General features: G+C 34.4%; 23 protein-coding genes and 1 pseudogene. 19 read left to right on the top strand and 5 right to left on the bottom strand.

Going from position 1 to position 23,194, the window contains the following annotated elements; genetic code table 11:
• Window positions 1-152 precede the first annotated feature (152 nt).
• The 3 genes from MNO09_RS25430 to MNO09_RS25420 all read left to right on the top strand — a co-directional run bounded on the left by MNO09_RS25430 (window position 153) and on the right by MNO09_RS25420 (window position 4,057).
• Window positions 153-3,356, top strand: coding sequence for a YhgE/Pip family protein (locus tag MNO09_RS25430; protein WP_088106933.1), 3,204 nt, complete (start codon window positions 153-155; stop codon window positions 3,354-3,356).
• A gap of 142 nt (window positions 3,357-3,498) precedes the next feature.
• On the top strand, window positions 3,499-3,714 hold the full coding sequence (locus MNO09_RS25425) for a hypothetical protein (RefSeq protein ID WP_088106934.1): 216 nt from the start codon (window positions 3,499-3,501) through the stop codon (window positions 3,712-3,714).
• Between the two features lie 37 nt (window positions 3,715-3,751).
• The gene (locus tag MNO09_RS25420; protein WP_000138201.1) at window positions 3,752-4,057 is read left to right on the top strand and encodes a DUF2087 domain-containing protein; all 306 of its coding nucleotides are present in this window, start codon (window positions 3,752-3,754) and stop codon (window positions 4,055-4,057) included.
• Window positions 4,058-4,083: 26 nt separating this feature from the next.
• On the opposite strand, the gene MNO09_RS25415 is transcribed toward MNO09_RS25420, so the two are convergent.
• Complete coding sequence (locus MNO09_RS25415; protein WP_088106935.1) at window positions 4,084-4,437, bottom strand: PH domain-containing protein; 354 nt, start codon at window positions 4,435-4,437, stop codon at window positions 4,084-4,086.
• Window positions 4,438-4,570: 133 nt separating this feature from the next.
• On the opposite strand from MNO09_RS25415, the gene MNO09_RS25410 reads away from it, so the two are divergent.
• Window positions 4,571-5,080, top strand: coding sequence for a GNAT family N-acetyltransferase (locus MNO09_RS25410; protein WP_088106936.1), 510 nt, complete (start codon window positions 4,571-4,573; stop codon window positions 5,078-5,080).
• A 116-nt stretch (window positions 5,081-5,196) separates the two neighbouring features.
• Here the strand turns inward: MNO09_RS25410 and MNO09_RS25405 are convergent, their stop codons facing one another.
• Entirely contained in the window at window positions 5,197-5,697 is a 501-nt protein-coding gene (locus tag MNO09_RS25405) for a DinB family protein (protein ID WP_088106937.1), read from the bottom strand.
• 92 nt (window positions 5,698-5,789) lie between these two features.
• Window positions 5,790-6,731 carry a helix-turn-helix transcriptional regulator gene (locus MNO09_RS25400; RefSeq protein WP_088106938.1) on the bottom strand — a complete coding sequence of 314 codons (942 nt, stop codon included), beginning with the start codon at window positions 6,729-6,731 and terminating at the stop codon, window positions 5,790-5,792.
• A 196-nt stretch (window positions 6,732-6,927) separates the two neighbouring features.
• Between MNO09_RS25400 and MNO09_RS25395 the strand changes: the two genes are divergently transcribed.
• Window positions 6,928-7,944: a LacI family DNA-binding transcriptional regulator gene (locus tag MNO09_RS25395; protein ID WP_000103724.1), complete on the top strand. Its 1,017-nt coding sequence runs from the start codon at window positions 6,928-6,930 to the stop codon at window positions 7,942-7,944.
• Between the two features lie 39 nt (window positions 7,945-7,983).
• On the opposite strand, the gene yhfH is transcribed toward MNO09_RS25395, so the two are convergent.
• On the bottom strand, window positions 7,984-8,112 hold the full coding sequence (gene yhfH, locus MNO09_RS25390) for a protein YhfH (protein WP_000567010.1): 129 nt from the start codon (window positions 8,110-8,112) through the stop codon (window positions 7,984-7,986).
• Between the two features lie 180 nt (window positions 8,113-8,292).
• On the opposite strand from yhfH, the gene MNO09_RS25385 reads away from it, so the two are divergent.
• The 12 genes and pseudogenes from MNO09_RS25385 to MNO09_RS25330 all read left to right on the top strand — a co-directional run bounded on the left by MNO09_RS25385 (window position 8,293) and on the right by MNO09_RS25330 (window position 19,747).
• Window positions 8,293-9,027, top strand: coding sequence for an MBL fold metallo-hydrolase (locus tag MNO09_RS25385; RefSeq protein WP_000784673.1), 735 nt, complete (start codon window positions 8,293-8,295; stop codon window positions 9,025-9,027).
• A gap of 9 nt (window positions 9,028-9,036) precedes the next feature.
• Window positions 9,037-10,026 (top strand): lipoate--protein ligase, encoded by a 990-nt coding sequence (lplA, locus tag MNO09_RS25380; protein WP_000897292.1) that lies wholly within the window; start codon window positions 9,037-9,039, stop codon window positions 10,024-10,026.
• 173 nt (window positions 10,027-10,199) lie between these two features.
• Window positions 10,200-10,643, top strand: coding sequence for a hypothetical protein (locus MNO09_RS25375; RefSeq protein WP_000832623.1), 444 nt, complete (start codon window positions 10,200-10,202; stop codon window positions 10,641-10,643).
• Window positions 10,644-10,789: 146 nt separating this feature from the next.
• A complete protein-coding gene (locus tag MNO09_RS25370) occupies window positions 10,790-12,322 on the top strand; it encodes a fatty acid--CoA ligase family protein (RefSeq protein ID WP_001055158.1) in 1,533 nt (510 codons plus the stop codon).
• 112 nt (window positions 12,323-12,434) lie between these two features.
• Window positions 12,435-12,686, top strand: coding sequence for a hypothetical protein (locus MNO09_RS25365; RefSeq protein ID WP_000435468.1), 252 nt, complete (start codon window positions 12,435-12,437; stop codon window positions 12,684-12,686).
• 99 nt (window positions 12,687-12,785) lie between these two features.
• Window positions 12,786-12,986: pseudogene (locus MNO09_RS25360) on the top strand (S-layer homology domain-containing protein); the annotation flags it as partial.
• Window positions 12,987-14,218: 1,232 nt separating this feature from the next.
• A complete protein-coding gene (locus MNO09_RS25355; RefSeq protein WP_000073169.1) occupies window positions 14,219-14,380 on the top strand; it encodes a hypothetical protein in 162 nt (53 codons plus the stop codon).
• A 689-nt stretch (window positions 14,381-15,069) separates the two neighbouring features.
• Entirely contained in the window at window positions 15,070-16,779 is a 1,710-nt protein-coding gene (locus tag MNO09_RS25350; RefSeq protein ID WP_241950203.1) for an ABC transporter ATP-binding protein, read from the top strand.
• Window positions 16,776-17,366: a MauE/DoxX family redox-associated membrane protein gene (locus MNO09_RS25345; RefSeq protein WP_001002422.1), complete on the top strand. Its 591-nt coding sequence runs from the start codon at window positions 16,776-16,778 to the stop codon at window positions 17,364-17,366. Before MNO09_RS25350 ends, MNO09_RS25345 begins: the two co-directional genes overlap by 4 nt.
• A gap of 5 nt (window positions 17,367-17,371) precedes the next feature.
• Window positions 17,372-17,554, top strand: a complete 183-nt coding sequence (locus tag MNO09_RS25340) for a hypothetical protein (RefSeq protein ID WP_001104600.1) — start codon at window positions 17,372-17,374, stop codon at window positions 17,552-17,554.
• A 308-nt stretch (window positions 17,555-17,862) separates the two neighbouring features.
• Window positions 17,863-18,741: an ABC transporter permease subunit gene (locus MNO09_RS25335; protein ID WP_000723897.1), complete on the top strand. Its 879-nt coding sequence runs from the start codon at window positions 17,863-17,865 to the stop codon at window positions 18,739-18,741.
• A 1-nt stretch (window position 18,742) separates the two neighbouring features.
• The gene (locus tag MNO09_RS25330) at window positions 18,743-19,747 is read left to right on the top strand and encodes an ABC transporter permease (protein WP_000263306.1); all 1,005 of its coding nucleotides are present in this window, start codon (window positions 18,743-18,745) and stop codon (window positions 19,745-19,747) included.
• 489 nt (window positions 19,748-20,236) lie between these two features.
• Here MNO09_RS25330 and MNO09_RS25325 read toward each other — a convergent pair whose 3' ends face one another.
• Entirely contained in the window at window positions 20,237-20,782 is a 546-nt protein-coding gene (locus MNO09_RS25325) for a TetR/AcrR family transcriptional regulator C-terminal domain-containing protein (RefSeq protein WP_088106939.1), read from the bottom strand.
• A 168-nt stretch (window positions 20,783-20,950) separates the two neighbouring features.
• On the opposite strand from MNO09_RS25325, the gene MNO09_RS25320 reads away from it, so the two are divergent.
• Together MNO09_RS25320 and MNO09_RS25315 are read left to right on the top strand one after the other, a co-directional pair.
• On the top strand, window positions 20,951-21,868 hold the full coding sequence (locus MNO09_RS25320) for an alpha/beta hydrolase (protein WP_000301562.1): 918 nt from the start codon (window positions 20,951-20,953) through the stop codon (window positions 21,866-21,868).
• A 146-nt stretch (window positions 21,869-22,014) separates the two neighbouring features.
• Window positions 22,015-23,121: a metallophosphoesterase gene (locus tag MNO09_RS25315; protein WP_088106940.1), complete on the top strand. Its 1,107-nt coding sequence runs from the start codon at window positions 22,015-22,017 to the stop codon at window positions 23,119-23,121.
• Window positions 23,122-23,194: the final 73 nt, after the last annotated feature.

The raw sequence follows: 23,194 nt of genomic DNA, 5'->3' as shown, positions 1-23,194 counted from the left end.
GGAGGGATAATAGACATATTTACTTCATAGTAAGGAACAGTTGCATAGTATAAATTCGGGGATAAGGCATATGTATGAAAAGGTATAGCCTTTTTATTTGGGTAAAAATGACCAGATGAACAAAATAGTCATTCGAAAAAGGGGGAGTAAAGATGAAATGGAATCAGTTACTTCGTAAAGAGTTTACTGAAATCATAAAAAGTAAAAAAATATTAATTCCAATTATCGCGGTTTTATTCGTACCGATTTTATATGCAGGTATGTTTTTATGGGCCTTTTGGGATCCGTATAAACAGTTAGATGATTTACCAGTTGCGGTAGTGAATTTAGATAAAGGTGCAGTATTTGATGGGAAACCAATAGAGGTCGGAAAAGGGCTCGTTGATAACTTAAAAGATAATACAAGTTTTAAATGGGAATTTGTAAGTGAAAAAGAAGCGAAAAAAGGAATGGAAGGTAGAAAGTATTACATGTTAGTACGCATTCCAGATGACTTCTCAAGTAACGCTACAACGTTATTAAAAGATGATCCAAAACCATTAAACTTAGAATACATTCCAAACGAGAGTTTAAACTTCTTATCTTCACAAATTGGCGGAACAGCCATTGAAAAGATTAAAACTGAAGTATCAAGTACGTTAACGAAAACATATGCAGAGAAAATGTTTGATTCCATTCAAGACGTCTCAAAAGGATTAGCAGATGGGGCAGAAGGAGCAAATAAACTACACGACGGATCAAGTGAATTGCATGATGGTTCAAGTAAAGTGACGGATGGCCTTCATACACTTCAAGGGAAGTCTGGGGAGATGAAGGATGGAGTTCAGAAATTAGCGGATGGTTCTAATAAATTAGTAGATGGCTCCGGCAAAGTAACAAATGGTTTAAATACGCTAAATAGCAAAACAGGTGAAATGCAGAAAGGTATAGGGAAATTAGTAGATGGGTCAGGCAAAGTGACAGTAGGTTTAAATACGTTAAATAGCAAAACGGGTGAGATGCAGAAAGGTATAGGGAAATTAGTAGATGGGTCAGGAAAAGTAACAGACGGTTTACATGTATTAAATAGCAATGCAGGTATCGGAAAATTAGTAGATGGGTCAGGAAAAGTAACAGGCGGTTTACATGTATTAAATAGCAATGCAGGTATTGGGAAATTAGTAGACGGATCAGGAAAATTAACGAACGGTTTAATTACGTTAAATAGTAAAACAAGTGAGATGCAAACAGGTATCGGAAAATTAGTAGATGGGTCAGGAAAAGTAACAGACGGTTTAATTACGTTAAATAGCAAAACGGGTGAATTGCGTGATGGATCTGAGAAAGTGACCGGTGGCTTGAACCAATTAGTAAGTAAATCCGGTGAATTAAAAGCAGGAACAACTGATCTATCAAATGGTATGGGAAAACTTGCTGAAGGGCAAAGTCAATTAGAAAAAGGGTCTCAAGAAATCCAAAAGGGATTGCAAGATTTAAATAGTAACGTACAAAAGTCTGCTGCAGGCTTAGAGGAAATGCAGTCGAAAATTCCTTCTATATTGAATACAGTAAATGAGAAAATAGATGGAGCTGGGGCGAATGTAAATCAGTTAAATGAACTTACGCAATCAACAGCAGGAGATGCTAAAAATGCAGCGCAAGAAATAGCGAATTTACAAAAGCAAATTGAGAGTTTACCGAAAGAATATCAAGAGCAGTTACAGCCATATATAACAAATGCGGCAAAAAGTACAGCGACAGTTCAGCAAAAAGCTACTGGGGTAGCAGGTGGAACAAATAAATTGAATGAAGAAGTAAAACAATTAAAAGGCGAAATACATCAAACAACAAATGGATTGCAAAACAAATTACCAAATCCAGAAGGGGTGAAAACTCTAGCAGGTGGCATTGAGAAACTAACGAACGCACAAAACGAATTTGTTAGTAAGTTTCATGGATTTGGTGAGGGATTAGATAATGCAAAAATAGGTGCCGATAAATTAAAAGATGGATCAGTTCAATTAATTGACGGAGTAACGCAATTACAAAGCGGATCCGGAAAAGTGACAGCAGGATTAGGTCAATTATCTGCAGGAGTAAATCAATTAGCAGATGGCTCAAACCAAGTAACAGGCGGATTAGGTACACTATCTGCAGGAGCAAATCAAATGGCAGGTGGTGTAAATCAATTAGCGGACGGCTCAAGCCAAGTAACAGGCGGTTTAGGCACAGTATCTGCAGGAGTATCCAAATTAGCAGATGGGTCTGGTCAAGTAACAGGCGGTTTAGGCACAGTATCTGTAGTAGTAACTCAATTAGCAGATGGCTCAAGCCAAGTAACAGGCGGTTTAGGCACAGTATCTGCAGGGGCAAACCAAATGGCAGGTGGTGTAAATCAACTAGCAGATGGCTCAAGCCAAGTAACAGGCGGTTTAGGTACATTATCTGTAGGAGCAAACCAAATGACAGGTGGTATAACGCAATTAGCGGACGGTTCAAGTCAAGTAACAACTGGTTTAGGTACTCTAAATGGTGGTCTAAATAAAATGTCCACTGGCTCAACCCAGCTAATCGACGGCGTAAATAAACTAGCAGACGGATCCGGAAAAGTAACGGATGGTCTTGTAAAAGTAAACGACGGTTCAGGTGAACTTGCTGAGAAGCTTGGTGAAGGGGCAGAGAAAACTGGTGAAGTAAAAGGAACAGATAAAACGTATGATATGTTTGCAAGTCCTGTAAAAGTGAAGACGGAGAAAATGGCGGAAGTTCCTAACTACGGAACTGGATTTACACCATATTTCTTATCACTTGGTTTATTCGTTGGGGCATTACTACTATCTATCGTATACCCATTACGCGATACAGTTGGCGTTCCGAAATCAGGATTTAGCTGGTTTATTAGTAAGTTCGGCGTGTTATTATCAGTCGGTATTATTCAAGCGATAGTAGCAGATGTTATATTGCTATTCGGATTAGGTGTAGAAGTACAAAGTATTCCGTATTTCATACTCTTTAGCATCGTTACAAGTTTAGCGTTTATCGCATTAATTCAATGTTTAGTAACAGCATTCGGTGATGCAGGGCGTTTCATCGCCATCATCACATTAATTATTCAGCTTACAACAAGTGCTGGAACATTCCCACTAGAATTGATTCCGAAGTTTTTACAACCATTCAATGCTTGGTTACCGATGACATACTCTGTATCAGGATTGAAAGCAGTCGTATCAAGTGGAGACTTTAACTTCATGTGGCAAAACATAGGAATACTCATGATTTTCATCGTTGTATTATCACTTGGAACGATCGCATCCTTAACTTGGATGCACAAACGACAATTTAGAAATATTGCGGAAAACCAATCGATTGAAGCATAGAAAAAAGCACCTTTTCGGTGCTTTTTTTATTTTAATGGAGGGGTCTTTTCTGTAGTTTATATAAACCTTTTTACAAGATATAGAGACGAAAGAAAAGGATTTACAACAATTTATAGAGAAAACTAGATATAGAGGAGTTGATATGATGAAAGGAAATCGTACTTACTATTTTATCTTGTATCCACTAATCTTCTTTCTTGTTTTCACCCTTTCACCTATCTTACTTCACAAAGAGGAATATACAAGTATGAAAGATACATTAGGAATACTGCTATTCTACTACGTGCTAATTAGCGGGTATTACCTTATGGATGTTGTAAGTAAAAGAATGAAGAAAAGTAATAAGGACAAACAATAAAGTTGTATTGCATAAAAATCCGATGGAGGATAACAAAATGACCGAAAATGAAATGAAATTCAGAGATACGACGATTCGTAACTTTTTCGATAAAGAGGACCGCCTAAAATCGATTCCAGGTCAAAAGAAGAAGAAACTAGTATTGTTAGAGCATTTAATTAGCAAGTTAAACGCTGAAAATCAATATACGGAAAAGGAAATGAATACATTCATAAAACAATATCATGATGATTTTTGTACGATTAGACGTGAGTTTATTGTGCACGGATTTATGGATCGAGAGGATAATATGTACCGTATAAACGGGAGAGAAGTTTGGACGAAGTGGGAGGAGTTAAAATAATGAATCAGTGAGGGGATCCTCACTGATTATAAGTCTGTGCTAGTCTTGCACTTTCCGCGTAGTAAGTCTATGAATTCTTCAATATTTGAACTTGTAATGTATCCCAGCGTGATATATTCATCTTCATAGTAAAATATTATTTTTTTATCAAAGATCCGTCTCTTCGTTTCTATGGATAGAATTTTTTCATAATCAAATTCGGCAATGAATGTGCTTTTATATTGGCTAAAAAAGAGAAGTCTTCCATTAGTAGCAAGTAGCATGCCTGGATGCGGAACTTTATGCGTAATCATATAGCCAGTAAGTGAACAATTTAAAGTAGATAAAATTGTTTCTTCTTTATGTAATAGTTGTTTTGCAGCTGTTAAAATTGGATTCATTGTATACATTCCTTTTATATAGATGTAAGGATATTGTATCAAAAGTGGAAAAATTCTCAATATGTAATGTTGCATTTTGAGCGTTATATAGTTTTAATATTATTTTTTAAAGAAAAAGGTACGAGGTGATTTAGTGATACGATTTGCAAAAGAGATTGATGCAGAATCCATTACGAATATTAGAAAAGAAATTATATTATCGGAAACTACTACAAAGTTTTTTATAGTATCTCCAAATAATGTACCAAATGATATTAATGCAGAAAGAGAAAAGATACGGAAAAGTAATGAGAAAGGTAATCTTTACATAGTTTATGAAGTGGATAAAAAAGTGGTTGGCTTTTTAATTTTCAATCGATATGAATTAGACCGCTTACGACATGTAGGCACAATGGGAATGGGAATTAAAGAGGCGTACTGTAATCAAGGCATTGGTACAGAACTAATTGAATTTCTTATTAGTTGGGCTAGAGGGCAGAAAGGTTTGGAGAAAATTTGCTTAGGCGTAGTTTCTATTAATGATAGGGCGATTAGAGTATACAAACGTATGGGATTTGTAGAAGAAGGCAGACAAAGAAAGCAAATTAAATATGAAGATGGATCATATGGAGATGACGTATTGATGTGTTTTTATATTGAATAAAAAAGAGGAGTCTTCTATTGATAGCAAGTGGGAATTTATGAATTGTATAGGCGGTGCATATTTTAGTGAAGAGACTGCCAATATGGGCAGTCTCTTTTTAGTGGAAATGTTAACACTTAGCAAACCTTAAGTTCCAATCTTTCTTTCTGACGCAGATGATGTGTAAAATGCATAGAAATAAGCTGGAACCATTCTGCTGCATGTAAGTAACCAAGCCCAGGATGTTCGACTTTACAATCACTAGAGATAGAAGAAAGCGTTGGCTCAATGTCTTTAACAATTGTAATTAATTCTAGAAGCTGTTTCTGTACGTCTTCTTTATTAGCTGGGTTTTCAGGTGTATATCCAGGATGATCTGGTAATTTGATTTTTATGTCTGGGAAAGCTCCCATCATATATACCTTTTCTCCCATATCTGTTTTCTTGTTAGTTACAGAAGGCAATTCAGTTCTGCATTTTGCGATTGCATCTAACTGCATGCGTGTAGCTGAAATTAAGTGATTATACATTTGACCGAGAGACCATTCCTCATTAGAAGGCTTCATCCTAAATTGTTCTATAGAGTACTTTTCTAATTCCTCTATGTAGTACGTTGCTAACTCTTCAAATTTCTTCATATCACTAACTCCTTTTTATGAAAATGTATTTGTTACTACCTACTATAAAGGGGTAATGCTGACAACATTATGTCAGTAGTGAAATGCAAAAATTAAAGTTGTAACATTTTCTTTGCTTCATCACGGATTTTTTCAGATAGAACGTTTGGCTCAAGTACTTGCACTTGGCTTCCCCAGCTCAATACCCATTGAAACACTTCATCTATGTTTCTAGATTTCAAAAAGACGTGAAAACCATCATTTCTATGTTCGTATGAATCTATAAAGAAGTATCGTGATTCAATAATTTTATGTGCAATATGGGAGGGGAATAATAAATGAATCATCACAGTACGGTTGCTTTCAGGCTGATATTCTTGCAAAGAAAAGTCTTCGGGTTTTGTAAAAAATTCTTGTTCTTGCTGTAATTTCTCCATTCGATCTAAGCGGAAATTACGTATTTGTTTTCGAAGTAAACAGTGGGCAACGATGTACCAAATTCCCGAAATATTGACTAAACCGTAAGGATGAACGGCCCGCTGTATTTTTGTAGTTTCCCTCGGTTTACGATAAGAAAAAGAGATAGCCTGTTCTTTTTGGATAGATTCTTGCAACAGGATAAGTTGTTTTTCAAGTTTTTCTTGTTCAGATTGTTTGTGTGAAAATATAGGAGAAAGAAAACGGAAAGTTCCTCGTAACTCTTTCACTTTCTTTTGTTGATCAGTAGGGAGGACAACCTCAAGTTTCTCTTTTGCTGATTGTGCGTGTACAGAAAAAGAAGAAGTGAAAGTTTTCTCGATATAATCACCGCCTAGTAAAAGAGTAACAGCCTCTTCAGGTGTAAGCTGAATAGGTGGTAAGAAGTAACCATCCATTAATGAATAGCCGTGGCCAGGCATGGCGAAAAGTGGGACGCCAGATTCACTAAGTGCATCCATATCTCGATAAATAGTTCTTATACTTGTTTCGAATTTTTCAGCTAAGCTTTGTGCTGTAACAGTTTGTCTTCTTTGTAATTCAATTAATATAGCTAACAAACGATCTGTCCGATTCATGAAATATCACCTTCTATTTTTATAAATATATCTACTGTAAACTTCTAAAAGCAGTATAAACTCTCCTCCCATTAACAGACTTTTCTCTATGTATAATATTAATATAGTAAAATCATAACAACCCATATTGCAGTTTCCAATAATATACTATATAATCAATTTAAGAAAACGTTTTCATGCAAAGGGGGAGAATTTCGTGTCGACTATAGAGGACGTGGCGAAATTAGCGGGGTTATCAAGGACAACGGTTTCTAGGGTGATTAATAATCATCCATATGTTTCAGATGAGAAGAAAAAAAGGGTTCAATTAGCAATGAAGCATTTAGGTTTCGTTCCTAATTCTGCGGCGAGAAGGCTTCGTAAACAAAAGACGGAAACAATTGCGGTGCTAGTTCCAAGGATTACAAATCCTTTCTTCAGTAGATTTATCGAAGCAATTGAGATTGCTGCTTCTGAACATAAATATAAACTGATTATTTGTCAAACAAGATATTTACCGGAAAAAGAGATGGAGTATTTACAATTATTATCTACGAAACAAGTAGATGGGATTATTCTATGTTCACTAGAAAATCCGTGGGAAGATGTAGAGCCATACTTACAGCACGGTCCAATCGTGTTATGTAATGAATATATTGAGGAAGCAAATGTTCCAACAGTGAAGTTTGATCATGCGCAAGGAGCATACATAGCTGCTAAGCATGTGTTAGAACAAGGATATCGTAATCTTATTTTTTGCCGTGGTAACGAAACCAAAGTGGTTAGCCAGCAGCGAAAAATGGGCTTTTTACGTGCCATAACTGAGAAGAGCCGCCAAGTAGAAGCGATCGATTTTCTTGAAAACGCTTTCTCTTGGGATGATGGAAAGAGAATATTCCATGAAGTATTAAAGGACAAAAAAAATCCTACCGCGATTTTGGCAGGAGGTGACGAGGTTGCAGCTGGAATCATTTCAGAGGCAAAACGCCATGACTGGAGTATTCCAGATGATCTCGCTGTTATCGGTTTTGATAATCAAATATTATCACAGATTACTGAGCCAGGTATTACGACAATTGAACAGCCAATCGATGAGATGGCCCGAAAAGTTGTCGACCTGATGATGGATAAAATCCATACGAAAAATTATCGACAAAAAGAATTGTATGAGTTTGAATTGGAGCTCTTGGTGAAAGGTTCAACGATGAAGAAGGATACGATGTTATTAGCCTAGTAGACTATGTCTGCTAGGTTTTTTTATGTTCATAAACTACTATTCTTCGTGAACGCAGTCATCACATTTGTTATGGTATGCTTCGTGCTGCTCATCAATTTCTTTCCCACAGTGCGCACAAGTTTTCGTCGGTAAATTTCTGAAAAACTCCATTGGTTGATCGATCATGTCAATCCCTCCATTTCCATTTCTTACTATCATTGTATTAGTACAAAAAATAAAAGTCAACAACTGTTTTATAACAAAATTGAAAAATAATGAAAAAGTTTAGGAAATGGATTATAGTTAACAATGTAGAATGTAAGTGAAACATGCATTCCTACTCGGTTTTAGAAAGGATGGATACATATGAAAATGACTGTTGTCGGCTTTTGGGGCGGCTTTCCAGAAGCGGGAGAAGCAACGTCGGGGTATTTGTTTGAACACGATGGTTTTCGTTTACTTGTCGACTGTGGTAGTGGTGTACTAGCACAGCTTCAAAAATATATAACACCATCTGATATAGATGCAGTTGTACTGTCACACTATCATCATGATCATGTTGCAGATATTGGGGTATTGCAATATGCGAGATTAATTACGAGTGCGACAACAAGGCAACTACCGGAATTACCAATATACGGTCATACGTTTGACGAGAATGGATTCCATTCTTTAACGCATGAACCGCATACGAAAGGAATCGCGTACAATCCAGAAGAAACACTTCAAGTTGGACCGTTCTCGATTTCATTCTTAAAAACTGTTCATCCTGTTACATGTTTTGCGATGCGTATTACAGCTGGTAGTGACGCTGTAGTATATAGCGCGGATTCCAGTTATATTCCTGAATTTATTCCATTCACAAAAGATGCTGATCTTTTCATTTGTGAGTGTAATATGTATGCACATCAAGAAGCTGCAAAAGCAGGGCATATGAATAGTACAGAAGTAGCAAGTATTGCGAAAGATGCGAATGTAAAAGAACTTTTATTAACGCATTTACCACATACAGGAAACACATCTGATTTAGTAACAGAAGTAAAACAAATTTTCAGTGGCCACATTACGCTAGCACATAGTGGTTACATTTGGAACTCATGAGGTGATACGATGTTATTTATTGATAATAAAGGGATTACAGATCCTAGAATAAACTTAGCAATTGAAGAATATTGTGTGAAGAATTTAGATATTAACGAAACATATTTACTGTTCTACATTAACGAACCTTCGATTATCATTGGTAAAAACCAAAACACAGTAGAAGAAATTAATGCAGATTACGTAAAAGAACAAGGAATTCATGTCGTTCGTCGTCTATCAGGCGGAGGCGCAGTATATCATGATTTAGGAAACTTAAACTTCAGCTTTATTACGAAAGATGATGGAGACAGTTTCAGCAACTTCAAAAAATTCACAGAACCTGTAACGAAAGCGCTTGGTAAATTAGGTGTAAATGCAGAACTAAGTGGTCGTAACGACATTTTAGCTGAAGGTAGAAAAATTTCAGGTAACGCGCAGTTCTCAACGAAAGGTCGTATGTTCAGTCACGGTACGTTACTATTTGATTCTGAAATCGATCACGTCGTATCAGCGTTAAAAGTAAAAATGGATAAGATTCAATCAAAAGGCATTAAATCAATCCGTAGCCGCGTTGCGAACATTACTGAATTCTTAAACGAAAAAATGACGACAGAAGAGTTTAGACAACTTCTTCTAGAAACAATTTTCGAAGGGGAAACAGAAATTCCAACGTACGAATTAACAGAAAATGATTGGAAAGAGATCCATAAACTTTCTGAAGAACGCTACCAAAATTGGGACTGGAACTACGGAAAATCTCCGAAGTTCAACTTACAACATTCACACCGCTTCCCAGTTGGACAAGTTGACGTTCGTCTTGAAGTGAAAAAAGGAACAGTAACAGAATGTAAAATTTACGGTGATTTCTTCGGATCACTAGATGTGCATGACATTGAAGAGCGTCTAACAGGTGTACAATTTGATAAAGATGCATTCACTGTAGCTTTAGAAGGCGTAGATATCGTACGTTACTTCGGTAATATTACAACAGAAGATTTCTTACATTTATTCTTCTAAAAATAAGGGAGGCTGCCGTAACGGGCAGCCTCTTTCTTTTTGCATAAATTGTCACGTTTTGTCGGTAAGTCGATATATTTTAAAAATCGCCGATATAATTTCACTCACCATAAAATCACAGGACATTTGCTCCTCATAAAGGAATATATATATTCAAAAGGAGGCGGTTCGAAATGAAAAGGGTAATGTACGTCGTATTATTGCTTAGCTTCGTTATCGGAATGACAGCCTGTAACGATGAAACGCCCTCAAGTCGCACACTTTTATCTATTGGAAAGCCAGCGAAGGATAATGTCATATATTTTACGCACACAGATAACAGACGAAAGATAGATGATATACAAACTATGTTTCAAAATAAGAAATGGAAAAGAAATGAAACGTTTAGTACGGTGAATAAAACGCCAGATCTTGTCTTGTCGATAGATGAGGCCAATACCGGGTTACCGACATTATATGTTACATTGTTTTTTCATGAAAACGGAGCGGATGCAATCAACTTATATGGGGAGCATACGAGCTTGAATAAAGAGGAACTAGAAAAACTTAGTGAAAAGATGAGTGCATATTATCCTGAAATGATTTTAGCCTTCGTTTCATCATTTGCTAACAAATGAAATTCCCTTATCCTTCCAAAGAAAGTCAATAGGAGGTGATCGTTGTATATGCAGTTAATGGAATATCACTTGCTACTTTAATTTTCTTTTAATATAATTAATTTAGAATTTTTAAATATTCTAAATTTTATAAAGGTGGGGTTTGTGTGAATCTCGTTCAATCTTTGGCTGAAACGGCGAAAAAGAAGGGGGATAAACCGGCTTATATATTTATGGATCAGTCGGTCTCGTATGACCAATTAAACAAAATGGTCACAAGGTTTTCTAGCAATTTAGCAGAAATGGGCATTGGAAAAGGGGACAATGTCGCATTAGTTGTTGGAAACTCACCACATTTTTTGGTCGGTTTATACGGAACAATGAAAGCTGGAGCAACTGTCATTCCAGTTAATCCAATTTATACAGCAGACGAAATGCATTATATTTTACAAAATGGAGATGTAAAAACAATCATCGTACTCGACGTCCTTCTACCTGTTATACAATCTCTTACAACAAGACTTCCTTCACTTGAAAACATCATCATATGCGAAACCTCATCAGATTTTAACCATACAGAAACCGAAAAAATGAAAACGTTTACGAGAATGATAGGGGCTGGAGATTTAACTTACGAAGGCCCAGATCTAGATGAAGAAGATGTAGCGGTTATTCTATACACTTCAGGCACAACTGGAAAACCGAAAGGCGCTATGTTAACACATAAAAATTTATATAGTAATGCGAGCGATGTGGCGTCGTATTTACAATATACGGCTGATGATCGCGTCGTTGCGGCTTTGCCGATGTTCCATGTATTTTGCTTAACAGTAGCAGTAAATGCGCCGATTGTGAACGGAGCAACTATTTTAATGTTACCGAAATTTAGTCCGAAAGAAGTATTCCGTATTTGTCGCACGTACGAGCCAACGATTTTTGCTGGTGTACCGACAATGTACAATTATTTATATTTATTTGAAGAAGCAAGCGCAGAAGATGTGAAGACGCTTCGCCTTTGTATTTCAGGTGGTGCATCAATGCCTGTTGCTCTTCTGCAAAACTTTGAAAAACGTTTTGACGTAATCGTTTCAGAAGGATACGGTTTATCGGAAGCATCACCAGTTACTTGTTTTAACCCGCTAGATCGTCCGCGTAAACCAGGATCAATCGGTACAAATATTTGGCATGTAGAAAATAAAATTGTGAACGAACTTGGGGAAGAAGTACCTGTTGGCGCAGTCGGTGAATTAATTGTTCGCGGGCCTAACGTTATGAAAGGATACTATAACGCACCAGAAGATACAGCAGCGACATTGAAAGATGGTTGGCTGTATACAGGTGACTTAGCGAAAATGGATGAAGAAGGTTACTTCTATATCGTTGATCGTAAAAAAGATATCGTCCTAGTTGGCGGTTATAACGTATACCCTCGTGAAGTAGAGGAAGTATTATATACACACGAATCTGTAGCAGAAGTTGTCGTAATCGGTGTTCCTGATGAAAACTTAGGAGAAGCAGTGCGAGCTTACGTCGTTTTGAAACAAGCTCACGTAACAGAAGAGGAACTGATGCACTATTGCACGTTACATTTAGCAAAATATAAAGTGCCAATGAGTATCGAATTTTTAACAGAATTGCCGAAGAATACGACGGGTAAATTGTTAAGAAGAGCGTTAAAAGAAAAAGCGATGCAAGTTTAAAAATAGGGGCAACCATCTTTACGAAGGTGGTTGCCTTTGTATTTTTTAGAATTGGTTAAGCTATAGCCCCATATATTTAAACCGTAATATGACTAATAAGGAGGAGATATACGTGGAGCAAAAGGAATTACGTTTACGGAGAGTTCAATACCTTATTTGTGACATTATGGATGAAATGAACGCGGAAAGTGAAAAGAAAAACTTAGAAATTTTGCAGCAAGTAATTGATCATCTTTCAGGTGCGATAGGTGATTTAGTTGATCCATCAAGCTCGTATTCTATCGATTATTTAGAACGGAAAGTTCATACGGCACATTATTTACTGTTTAAAAATGAACGAAAGGCGTATTTGTGTAGGAAATGATATTTTTTGTGCGTTATTGATAATTATTATCGATAACGTGGTTGTGTTGCGTATATTCATATAAAAGTAGCTGATACATACGATGTTATTTTTAAAACTTATAAAGAGCAAACAAATGAAAATATGAAACTACCAAAAGAATTTGCTGACTTAAACAATCATTGGGGTGCGAAGTATGCCAATATTTTAATCCAAGAAAACATTTCAGTTGGAACAGATAATGGCTGGGCTCCAGATAAAGCGGTAAGCCGCGCAGAAGCAGCAAAATTTATTGCGAAGACGGATAAGTTGAAGAAATAAATGAAATAGAGTGAGAAATAAAGGCGCACAACGTTCACTTTTGTGAATGGATTGTGTGCCTTTTTTCTATTATACAAACTAAGGGGCCTTTATATATGAAACCGTGGAACTAGAAGCACCAGAGTATAAGCACGTTTCAAACGTAGACGGAGTAGCTTATGTAAGACCGTATTTTTGTTTTTGAGGGATGGATTTAATTTTTTTTCTTTTCTTTCCACTATTTATTCATCGTAAATAAGATAGATATTACACCTTATTTAATGATTATCCTTATATAAAAATATTTTAGTTCGTTGTAATGAATTATGGAATAGAAAACGGGAAATTGTCGATAAAGAGTCAGAATTGCTATCTTTCCTTAAAGTCTTACATTTTTTTAATTGAGTTTCTTTCTAAAATTCATTAAATTTTTAGGTGAGAAGAAAGTAGATGTCTTTGAATTACCGAAATCATATAAGAATGAGCAAAATATCGGAGAGGTTGTTACATACATATACAAGGGAGTTAATGATGATAATAGATTTTATACTTGATTTATATATTTTTGTAATGAGTATTCTCTTTATATGGTTGGGATTTAAAATAGATACAGAGAGTTATAAAGAAAACCGAATGTTTATGTCACTTTTCAGTTTCACGGGTGTATTCCCGTTCCTTCTAACTATCAGCTATTATTTGTTTAGAATATTTATGATAGGGTTAGGAGCTATATTCTTGTATCTATTGTTTACAGGAGGGTTTGAGTACTAAAATGTGTAGATAATGCGGGCGTTGGATGTGGAAATCGTACATCAGATGGAAAATACAAGTATACATGGAATGATATAAGGGGTTAAATATGATAGATTATGAATCCTTCTATTCAAAATGAATTACAACTGTAATTTAATGCTTTTATTGATGGAAATTAACAAATGAGAAAAGAACAATTGTGAACCAGGTTCTTTTTTATAATTAATTTGCTATAAACTGAAAAAACTTGAGAAAATTTATAAATCTTTCTATTCAAAATAAATTATAACTATTTTTTGAAGAACGGCGCTGTAATTTAACGTCTTCTCTACTAGAAAAACTGGCAAACAGGAAAAGAAACAATTGTGAAATGGGTTCTTTTTATAATTAATGTGCTATAAACTAAAAAACTTGATAAAATTTTATTTATATTGAATATTCTGTCTTTTATTGTTAAAATTTGTAATGTATTACCAATAATTTGAAAAGGGGTTGTTAGTATGAGTAATGTTTTAGCAAAATTATTTGGGGTAAAAAATGAGGTTGTTGGTCCACAATATTATGAAGAAGGTTGTGACTATGATAGTTATTGTGGCACAAGAAGTCGCACACTACTTCGTCATTATGGTAACGGACGTTTTGTTGCTGTTGGTTGTTGCTAAAAGTGTAAAATTCAAAGCTAAGAATATAAAATTCTTAGCTTTGAATCCTATTAAATTAAAGATAGAAAGGCGTTTAATATGATTGTATATCTTCTATTATTTTTCATATGGTTACTTTTTCTATTAGTTCTACTTATACAAATTAGTAAGTTAAAAAAGGTGCTCGCTCTATTGCCCAAAACAAAATTTATTCAGAACAAATCAAACTCCTTAATAAAAAAAGATATTAGCAATATATTACAATTACCAAATTCCTACTCGACCCATGATGAATCTATTATCTTGTTAATGGCCGCATCATGTAAAATATGTCATGAAAAATTAAATGAAATTATTCATAAAAATAAGCACAAATCACATAACCTAATAATATATTTATATTCCGAAACCCCAGATTTATACAATCAATTTAATAATAGTATTCCAGCGCATTGTAAGATTCCGATATTTCCTTTATCTGAGATTCAAAAAAAACAATTACAAATATTTGTTTTCCCGACATTTATACGTATCAATTCTAAAGCTACTATTACTAAGTTTTCTCCAATATCTGACAATGTCCTCTAAAAGAAAAAAAAGTGAGGGTTTTTTATATGTTCATTACTTACATACTAAGAACTATTAAACTAATTTGGAAACTCAATAAGATTTGGTTTTGCTTTTCTAGCATATTCATGATTATTTTAGGGATGTTACCTGTGGCTACAATATGGACTACAAAAGAACTTGTTAACAATGTATCCACCATAATTACAAGTGAAAATAAAAATTATACATTAGCTATTACTCTGCTTGTACTACAATTTTTGCTATTATTAATTGAAACTATCATTAAACAATTCCAGTATTATATTGACGAAAATATGCGCTTTAAGCTCACTAAATTTTTAACTGAAGAGATTGCTTATAAGACATTTAAAATACCGTATTCATATTTTGATAATCCTGATTTTTATAACTATACCAATCGAATAAAATCAAATACCGGTAGACGTCTACTATCACCAATTAACAATTTGTTTTTAATTGCACAATCTTTAATAACCATTTCATCTTTAATTATTTTTTTATTCTCTATTCATTGGAGTTTAGCTGTAGTTGCTAGTATTACCTTTTTTCCAGCTCTTTTCATAAAATCATATCTCGGTAAACAAGGGTTTGAACTTACAAAAAAAACCACTCCTCTCTTAAGGGAGACAAATTATATAGAGAACTTGTTAATGCAAAAAGATACGATTAAGGAAATTAGAATTTTTAACTTACATACGTACTTCATACAAAGATGGGAAAAAAAATATAATAAAAATATGAGTTATTCTTTAAATTTCTTAAAAACCAAAAGTAAAGCGGAAATATTTTTAGATTTGCTAGTAGCTCTTTCATATTGTGGTTCGGCCGGAATTATTATTTGGCTCATTAAAAAATCTGCTGTTAAAATTGGTGACTTCGTTTCTATAGGACAAGCAGTACATAGTACACAAAATGCATTACATAACATTTCAGCTAATTTGGCTCAATTATATGAGGATGTATTATATATATATGACTATTTCCATTATATCGATTCACTAGATGAGGATGAAATAAATACCGATGAACAAGTACCATTTCCTAGTGTTTTACAATATGGCATACGATTTGAAAATGTATCTTTTTCATATCCTAATAATAAAAATAAAATTTTACAAAATGTATCTTTTTCTATATTACCTAATGAAAAGATAGCAATAGTCGGTCATAATGGATCTGGAAAAACTACATTAATAAAATGCCTGCTTGGACTATATCCACTTACATCTGGAAATATATATTTTGATAATATACCTATTAACAAAATTCAATTACATTCTTTAAGAGAGCACACGACAGTAATGTTTCAAGATTTTATTCAGTACCATTTAACCATAAGAGAAAATATCGCTCTTGGTAATGTTTCCGAAATAAATAATGATGAAAAACTAAAAAATGTAGCTATGCAGTCAGGAATCCATGAAGATATCCAACTATTCCCGAATGCATACAACACTCCATTAGGGAGATTTTTACAAGAGGGGGAAGAGCTCTCAGGAGGTCAATGGCAAAAATTAGCAATATCTCGATCGTTATTTAAAAATGGTAATATCATGATTCTAGATGAGCCAACTGCTGCGTTAGATCCTATTTCAGAAAGAGAAATTTTTGATAAATTTGAATTACTGACTAACCAGAAAACTACAATTATGATTTCTCATAAAATGTCTGCAGCTAAATTAGCAGATAAAATTGTTGTATTAGACAATGGTGAATTAGTTGAGTTCGGTACTCATGAAGAGCTTTTCCTGAAAAAAGGGAAATACTATGAATTATACACAACCCAAGCAACTCTATATCAAAATAAACTTGATGAGGTTTTAATATGAATGAAATTATCTTAATTTTAAGGATATTAATAGGTACTCTTTTTCTATCGTCCTCTATTAGTAAACTATTACATTTTAGCAAACACGTTGTCATTGTAGGGCAATATAAAATCCTCCCCAAAAAATTCATAAAATTCTTTTCTAGGATGGAAGTAAGCCTTGCGTTAATTTGTTCCATTTCACTCATTCTAGGATTATTACAGCTTTGGGTAGGCGCTATACTTTTACTTTTATTAATTATGTATACAATAGGAATCATTGTTAATTTATATAGGAAGAGAACCAATATTTCTTGCGGATGTGGTGGAATTGTAGGAGATCATAACTTATCTTGGACTTTAGTGTTTCGCAATATTTTTTTAGTAGGATTAATTATTTTCCTTATTAAAAATGAAACAGATTTTTTCAGCTTGCAATCTCTTCTTATATATGAAAAGGATATATCACTAATTTTCAATCATAATGGAATCTTCTCTATACTTTTATCAACATTCTTAGTTTTATTAATAGCAATTTTAAACTCAACATTCACAATTTATCGTAGTATGAATCATTTTTTATATCTTACAAAACAAATAAAGGAGTGAAAGATATGAACTGGACGGATTATTTACTTTGGGCTTGCATGATTATCCAAATGATTATTTTCTTTTTGTTAATTAGGTTAGTAACAGACTTCTTGAATAAATTCCAAAATCAAGTAAATATAATCGAATTTAAAAATTCTGCTAAGACAAATATGGAGATAAACAAAGAAGAGTTAATGAAAAGCTAATAAATAAAAATTTTTAACCTTTGAGTCTACATAAACTAAACTTCATATCTTGACATTTAGAAAGTAAAGTAGTTACTTAAATTTCTTTTATAGAACAGTTCACTTTAAATGGTTTAGCGATGTAATTTGTTTATAAAAAACATTTAGCACCCCTAATAAATAAGGAATAAAAATTTGTTCCCTTTCAATTCAAGTATATGAAGTGTTTCTTTTTCCTGAATTTGTTGTAAAAACTGGTTCATTAGGCTACCATCAGTAGAGATTCTCTACTGATGGTAGCTTCACTTTATAGGAAAGGTTAGGCTAACATGAAAAAAATTTCTGCACAAACATATTTAACGATACCGTTCCACCTATTCTTATCGTTTATTATCATTATATTTATCGGCACATTACCGCACTTATTTATTGGGATGAAGATCGACTTTAACAATTACCTGCACACACTTACGGACGTCACCTCTAAATTAATAGGGTGGGATCCATTAACTTACACGAAATTTGCAAAACCCCTATTTCCTCAAATTCTAATTCAATATGGAAACACGGTTATTATCTTTTTAGCTGCTCTTTTTATTTCCGTATTAGTTTCTTTTATGACTGTTTATGCCTTGTTGCTACTCCCTGTAAAAAAAAGAGAAAGAATAAAATCATTTTTTTTACTATTAGAAGCAATTCCTGATATTTTTATTATTTTGTGTCTCCAATTACTTGTCGTTTGGATTTATAAACAGACAAACTTTTTAATCGCAAATATAGCTGGTACAAAAGACAACTCAATCTTACTATTTCCGATTATTTGCTTAAGTTTTCCAACTATTCTTATGTTTAACAAGCTACTATTGCTACGTTTTGAAAATGAATTACAAAAAGATTATACCTTGCTAGCACGCGCCAAAGGATTTGACACGTTTTATATTCTCAATCATCACGTTCTAAGAAACGTCTTTTTAAGTACTCTCTACTTCTCAAAAACAAATATTTGGTATATGTTATCTAATTTATACATTATTGAATATTTACTCAATGTTCAAGGTATTTTCACATTTTTAAAAACGTATAATACTGAATTAGAACCAGCACCTGAAATATTTTGCGTTACATTGTTTTTAATTTACATTCCTATCTTTATTGTCTTTAAGCTTTTCAATATTTTCATACCTGATGAACTGAAAGGAGAATCTTAACATGTGGGCCCATTTAAAAAGAGATAAGTATTTCATAATTTGTATATCCTTTTTGCTTCTATTAATCATAGTAAGCATCGGAAATTCCATATTCTTTGATGGGAAAGTTCGCCAAACATCTATTCTATATGATGAAAGTGGTAATGTACAAGCAGCACCATTTCCCCCTTCTTTCACTTTTCTGTTAGGTACGGATATGAAGGGATTTGATTTATTACATAGAGTAGTAGATGGAGCGAAATGGACCATTGGTATATCGTTATTGATAGCATTTCTACGAACATTTATCGGGCTAGCAATTGGATTATTCTTCGCTTTTTATGTAAGAAAAAGTTTTAAGACACTTGAAGCTCTCTTTGATTGTTTTACAGTTGTTCCAATGACCCTCATTGGTTACTTTATTCTTGATACAGTATTGCGTTTTCAAAACGGGTCTCCAGTTCCCTCTTTCTTTGAACGAGCATCCTTTGAAATCATAGTCTTAGTCATTCTCGCTTTACCCGTTCTTATATTTTATTTTGCAAAAGAGACAAAAAAGATACTGAATGAAGAATTTATAGAAGCTGCTACAATATTAGGAGGAAGCAAATTTCATCTCGCTATAAAACACATATTTCCGAATATATTTCCTATTCTAATCATTGTCATGATGCAACAATTTGTACAAACTTTAATCATTTTCTCTCATTTTGGTATTTTAGAATTATTTTTTGGTGGTACAATTCTTTTCTACGGAAATGAAGTTGAGTCAGTTAGCAATGAATGGTCAGGTTTAATTGGTCTCTATTTTCGTTCCCTCTCTGTTCAACCGTGGATTCCAATGGTTCCTATTACATTTTTCATCCTGACTATTATTACAGCACATATTATGCTACAAAGGATACAATTAGCATTTGAAAAACGACACATGAAACAAACATCTCAAGAACCAATAGAACAACTCAATACTTCTAATTTTACACAACAACTCCCCGCTAATTCATTTACACTCTATGATGACAAATAGTATTGGAGAAATATATTCCTATAGGGGAGCTTAAAACATCTTTTTTAGTAAAAAGGGATATTTATATGAAGAAAAAACTAGAGATATTGAAAAAACCTAAAAGAATTTTCATCTGAGACAGCAGAGGAAATGGATGGTGAAAATTAAATGAAAAATAAATTGTAGAAAGAAGAGCTGATATCAGCTTTTCTTTTTTATAAATATCTTATATATAAACAGTTAAGGGTGAAAATATAGTATTTGCAACGTACAAATATGATGAAAATAATGTAGGACGGATTTGTTTATGATTTAAATAATAATCATGTGCATGATATGAATCTTCGTAATGAACTTGGAGAACCAATTCAATTTGGTACTTATTATAGCCGCGGATTTGCTATGTATTTTCAGACGGACGATACGCTGTATTCTGTTGATGCAATTAATATGTGAGGTAATAAATATAAAAAGTGCACCCAACAATCTGGGTGCACTTTTTCATAACCGTTATATATTCCTCCTCATCAATTCCCCAACCTGCATCGCAACATACTCAACATCATTATCAATCTCATCCAACACGTAAGATTCCAAAATACCCATGACAGCTGTTCCTAAAAACTTTAAGACGATGTGTGTATCAATGTTTTTATTTACTGACGTATTTGTGTTTAATTTTTTTTCTAGTTCACCCATGATGAACGTTAGGAACTTTTTCTGGAATGATAATGTGCTGTTGCTTCTAAATAACGATGCGAAAAATGGTTTGTGTTCTTTGAAGTATTCAAACCATATGACAGTTCCTTCTATATAGCCTTTTGTTTGTTTTATATTGCATATTTCTCTTAATTGATTTAAATGGTCGTCCACAATTTTATCTAATAAATTGTACTTATCTAAGTAGTGTAGGTAGAAAGTTTTTCTTCCGATGTTCGCTTTTTCGGTAATGTTTTTTACAGTAATTTCATCAAAGCCATCTTCAATTAACATTTCAATAAATGCGGATTGAATGGCGTTTTGTGATTTTATAATTCTTCTATCGATTTTCTCCATATGATGTTCCTCCGTTATTGATACACATATTTCGTTATGTGTGTATTATCACCCAAATGCGTAAATGTGGTCATTGAAACAAGTGGTTACTCGCTTTATTATAAATATACACGTGAGTATTAACTCTCACAAGTGTAAATTAAAAGTAAAGTAAGGGTGGTTTTATATATGGCAGTTACGAAGAGAAATGTTCATTTTTATGCAAGAGGATTAAGAGTTGCAGGCATTTTAAATATTTCTGTAGGTGCTGAGGAAAAGAAACAAAATGCAGCGATTGTTTGTGTGCATCCAGGTAGTAGCTGTAAAGATCAAACAGCAGGATTATATGCGGAGAAATTAGCAGAACGAGGTTATGTTACGCTTGCGTTTGATGCATCGTATCAAGGTGAAAGTGAAGGGGCACCGAGATATATGGAAGAACCAGCTGCGCGCGTTGAAGATATTCGCTCAGCAGTGGATTATGTAACTACTCTCCCTTATGTAGATGAAGAACGCATCGGTGTGTTAGGGGTTTGTGCAGGCGGTGGTTATGCGGTAAATGCCGCAATGACAGAGCGCCGTATTAAAGCAGTTGGCACAGTTGTTGGTGCAAATATTGGGCGATTAAACCGTGAAGCTGATCCGATTGGGGTGTTAGAGGCGATTGGTAAACAACGTACTGCTGAAGCGCGCGGAGCAGAGGCAATGATTACAAACTGGATTCCTAAAAATCAGGAGGAATTAAAGGCAGCAAGTATGACGGATATAGATATTGTAGAAGCAGTTGAGTACTATACAACACCGCGAGGGCAAAGTGTTAACTCTCCAAATAAGTTAAATTTTACGAGCATGGGATCGGTAATTGGTTTTGATGCGTTCCATTTAGCAGATACATTATTAACACAGCCGTTACAAATTATTGTCGGCAGCAAGCAAGGCGCATTCGGTTCTTATAAAGATGGTCATGAGTTGTATGAGAAAGCAGCTTCAGAGAAAAAAGATTTACTTGTTGTGAAAGGTGCGAGTCATTACGATTTATACGACCAACCAGAACCAGTAAAAATTGCAGTTGAAAAATTAACAAGTTTCTATAACGAAAATCTGTAAAAGTAATTTTGTTTTGAATTGCACCTCTAATTGCTAGATTTGCATCTAGCAGTTAGAGGTTTTTATTGTAAAGATTGCTGTGCTTAATATTTACGTTAAACGTGCATAACAAGATATAATAGAAGAAATTAAGAAGGAGGCTATCTGTGAAGAATTTTCGTTATTTCAATATATTTACTATTTTAATTGTATACACACTACTCATGTTTTACATCGGCTGGAACGGTTGGGTTTGGCTCAGTGCGGTGTTTGGCTGGGAATCTTGGGGATATTACGCTTTCGTAGTCGGTTTTATTTCATATGCGTACATTCTCGTGCAAGTGTTTAAGTTTTTGCCATTTCTACGAACAATAGGTTCAATTTGGTTTGCGGTCATACAATACGCGCTTATGTTGTTGCCACTTGCGGATATTACAGTTTTCCTTCTACAGTTTTCAATGGAGAAAGAGACGGCAATTATTTGGACAGGAACGGCCGTGTTACTTGCGTTCATCTTCATTTTTGCATATGGGGTATTCAACGCATATAGCCCAGTAGTTAGAAAGTACGAGGTGCACATACCGAAAAAAGTAAAGGGACGTAAAAGCTTACGCATTGCGATGGCTTCGGATATGCATTTCGGTAAATTATCTGGCGTTTCGCATTTGAAAAGACTTGTCCGTCATGTAAATGAGATGGAGCCTGATATTATTTTACTGCCAGGAGATATTATCGATGATCATCCAGGTGTGTTCATTCAAAAAAATATGGGGCCAATTATGAAACAAATGAAGGCTCCATTAGGCGTATATGGTGTGTTAGGAAACCACGAATATTACGGACGAGCGGTTCCGGAATTTTTACAAGAGATGGATAAGATTGATATTCGTATTCTTTTAGATGAAGGGATTACAATTGAAGATCATTTTTATATCGTTGGAAGAAGAGATAAAACAGAGCGAGATCGCCAAAGTTTTGAAAGTTTAATGAGTACGGTAGATAAATCCATGCCAGTTATCGCAATGGATCACCAACCATTTGAGTTGAAACAAGCAGCGGATGCTGGCGTCGATTTACTATTATCCGGTCACACGCACCGCGGACAAATGGCGCCGAATCATATTGTAACGAGAAGAATGTACGAATTAGACTGGGGATACGCACAAAAAGGTGCATTCCACGCGATTGTTTCTTCTGGTTTCGGATTCTGGGGACCACCGCTTCGACTTGGAAGTAGATCTGAGATTGTGCAGGTGGAAGTTACGTTTGAATAGTGTTATAAAATTTTATTTAGAAGTAGAATCACACACGCATTAAGCTGAAAATTTCATCCGTTACTAGGATTTG

This window comes from Bacillus sp. N5-665 (assembly GCF_022637375.2).
Taxonomy (GTDB): domain Bacteria; phylum Bacillota; class Bacilli; order Bacillales; family Bacillaceae_G; genus Bacillus_A; species Bacillus_A wiedmannii.
This window is presented reverse-complemented; position numbering and strand designations above follow the sequence as displayed.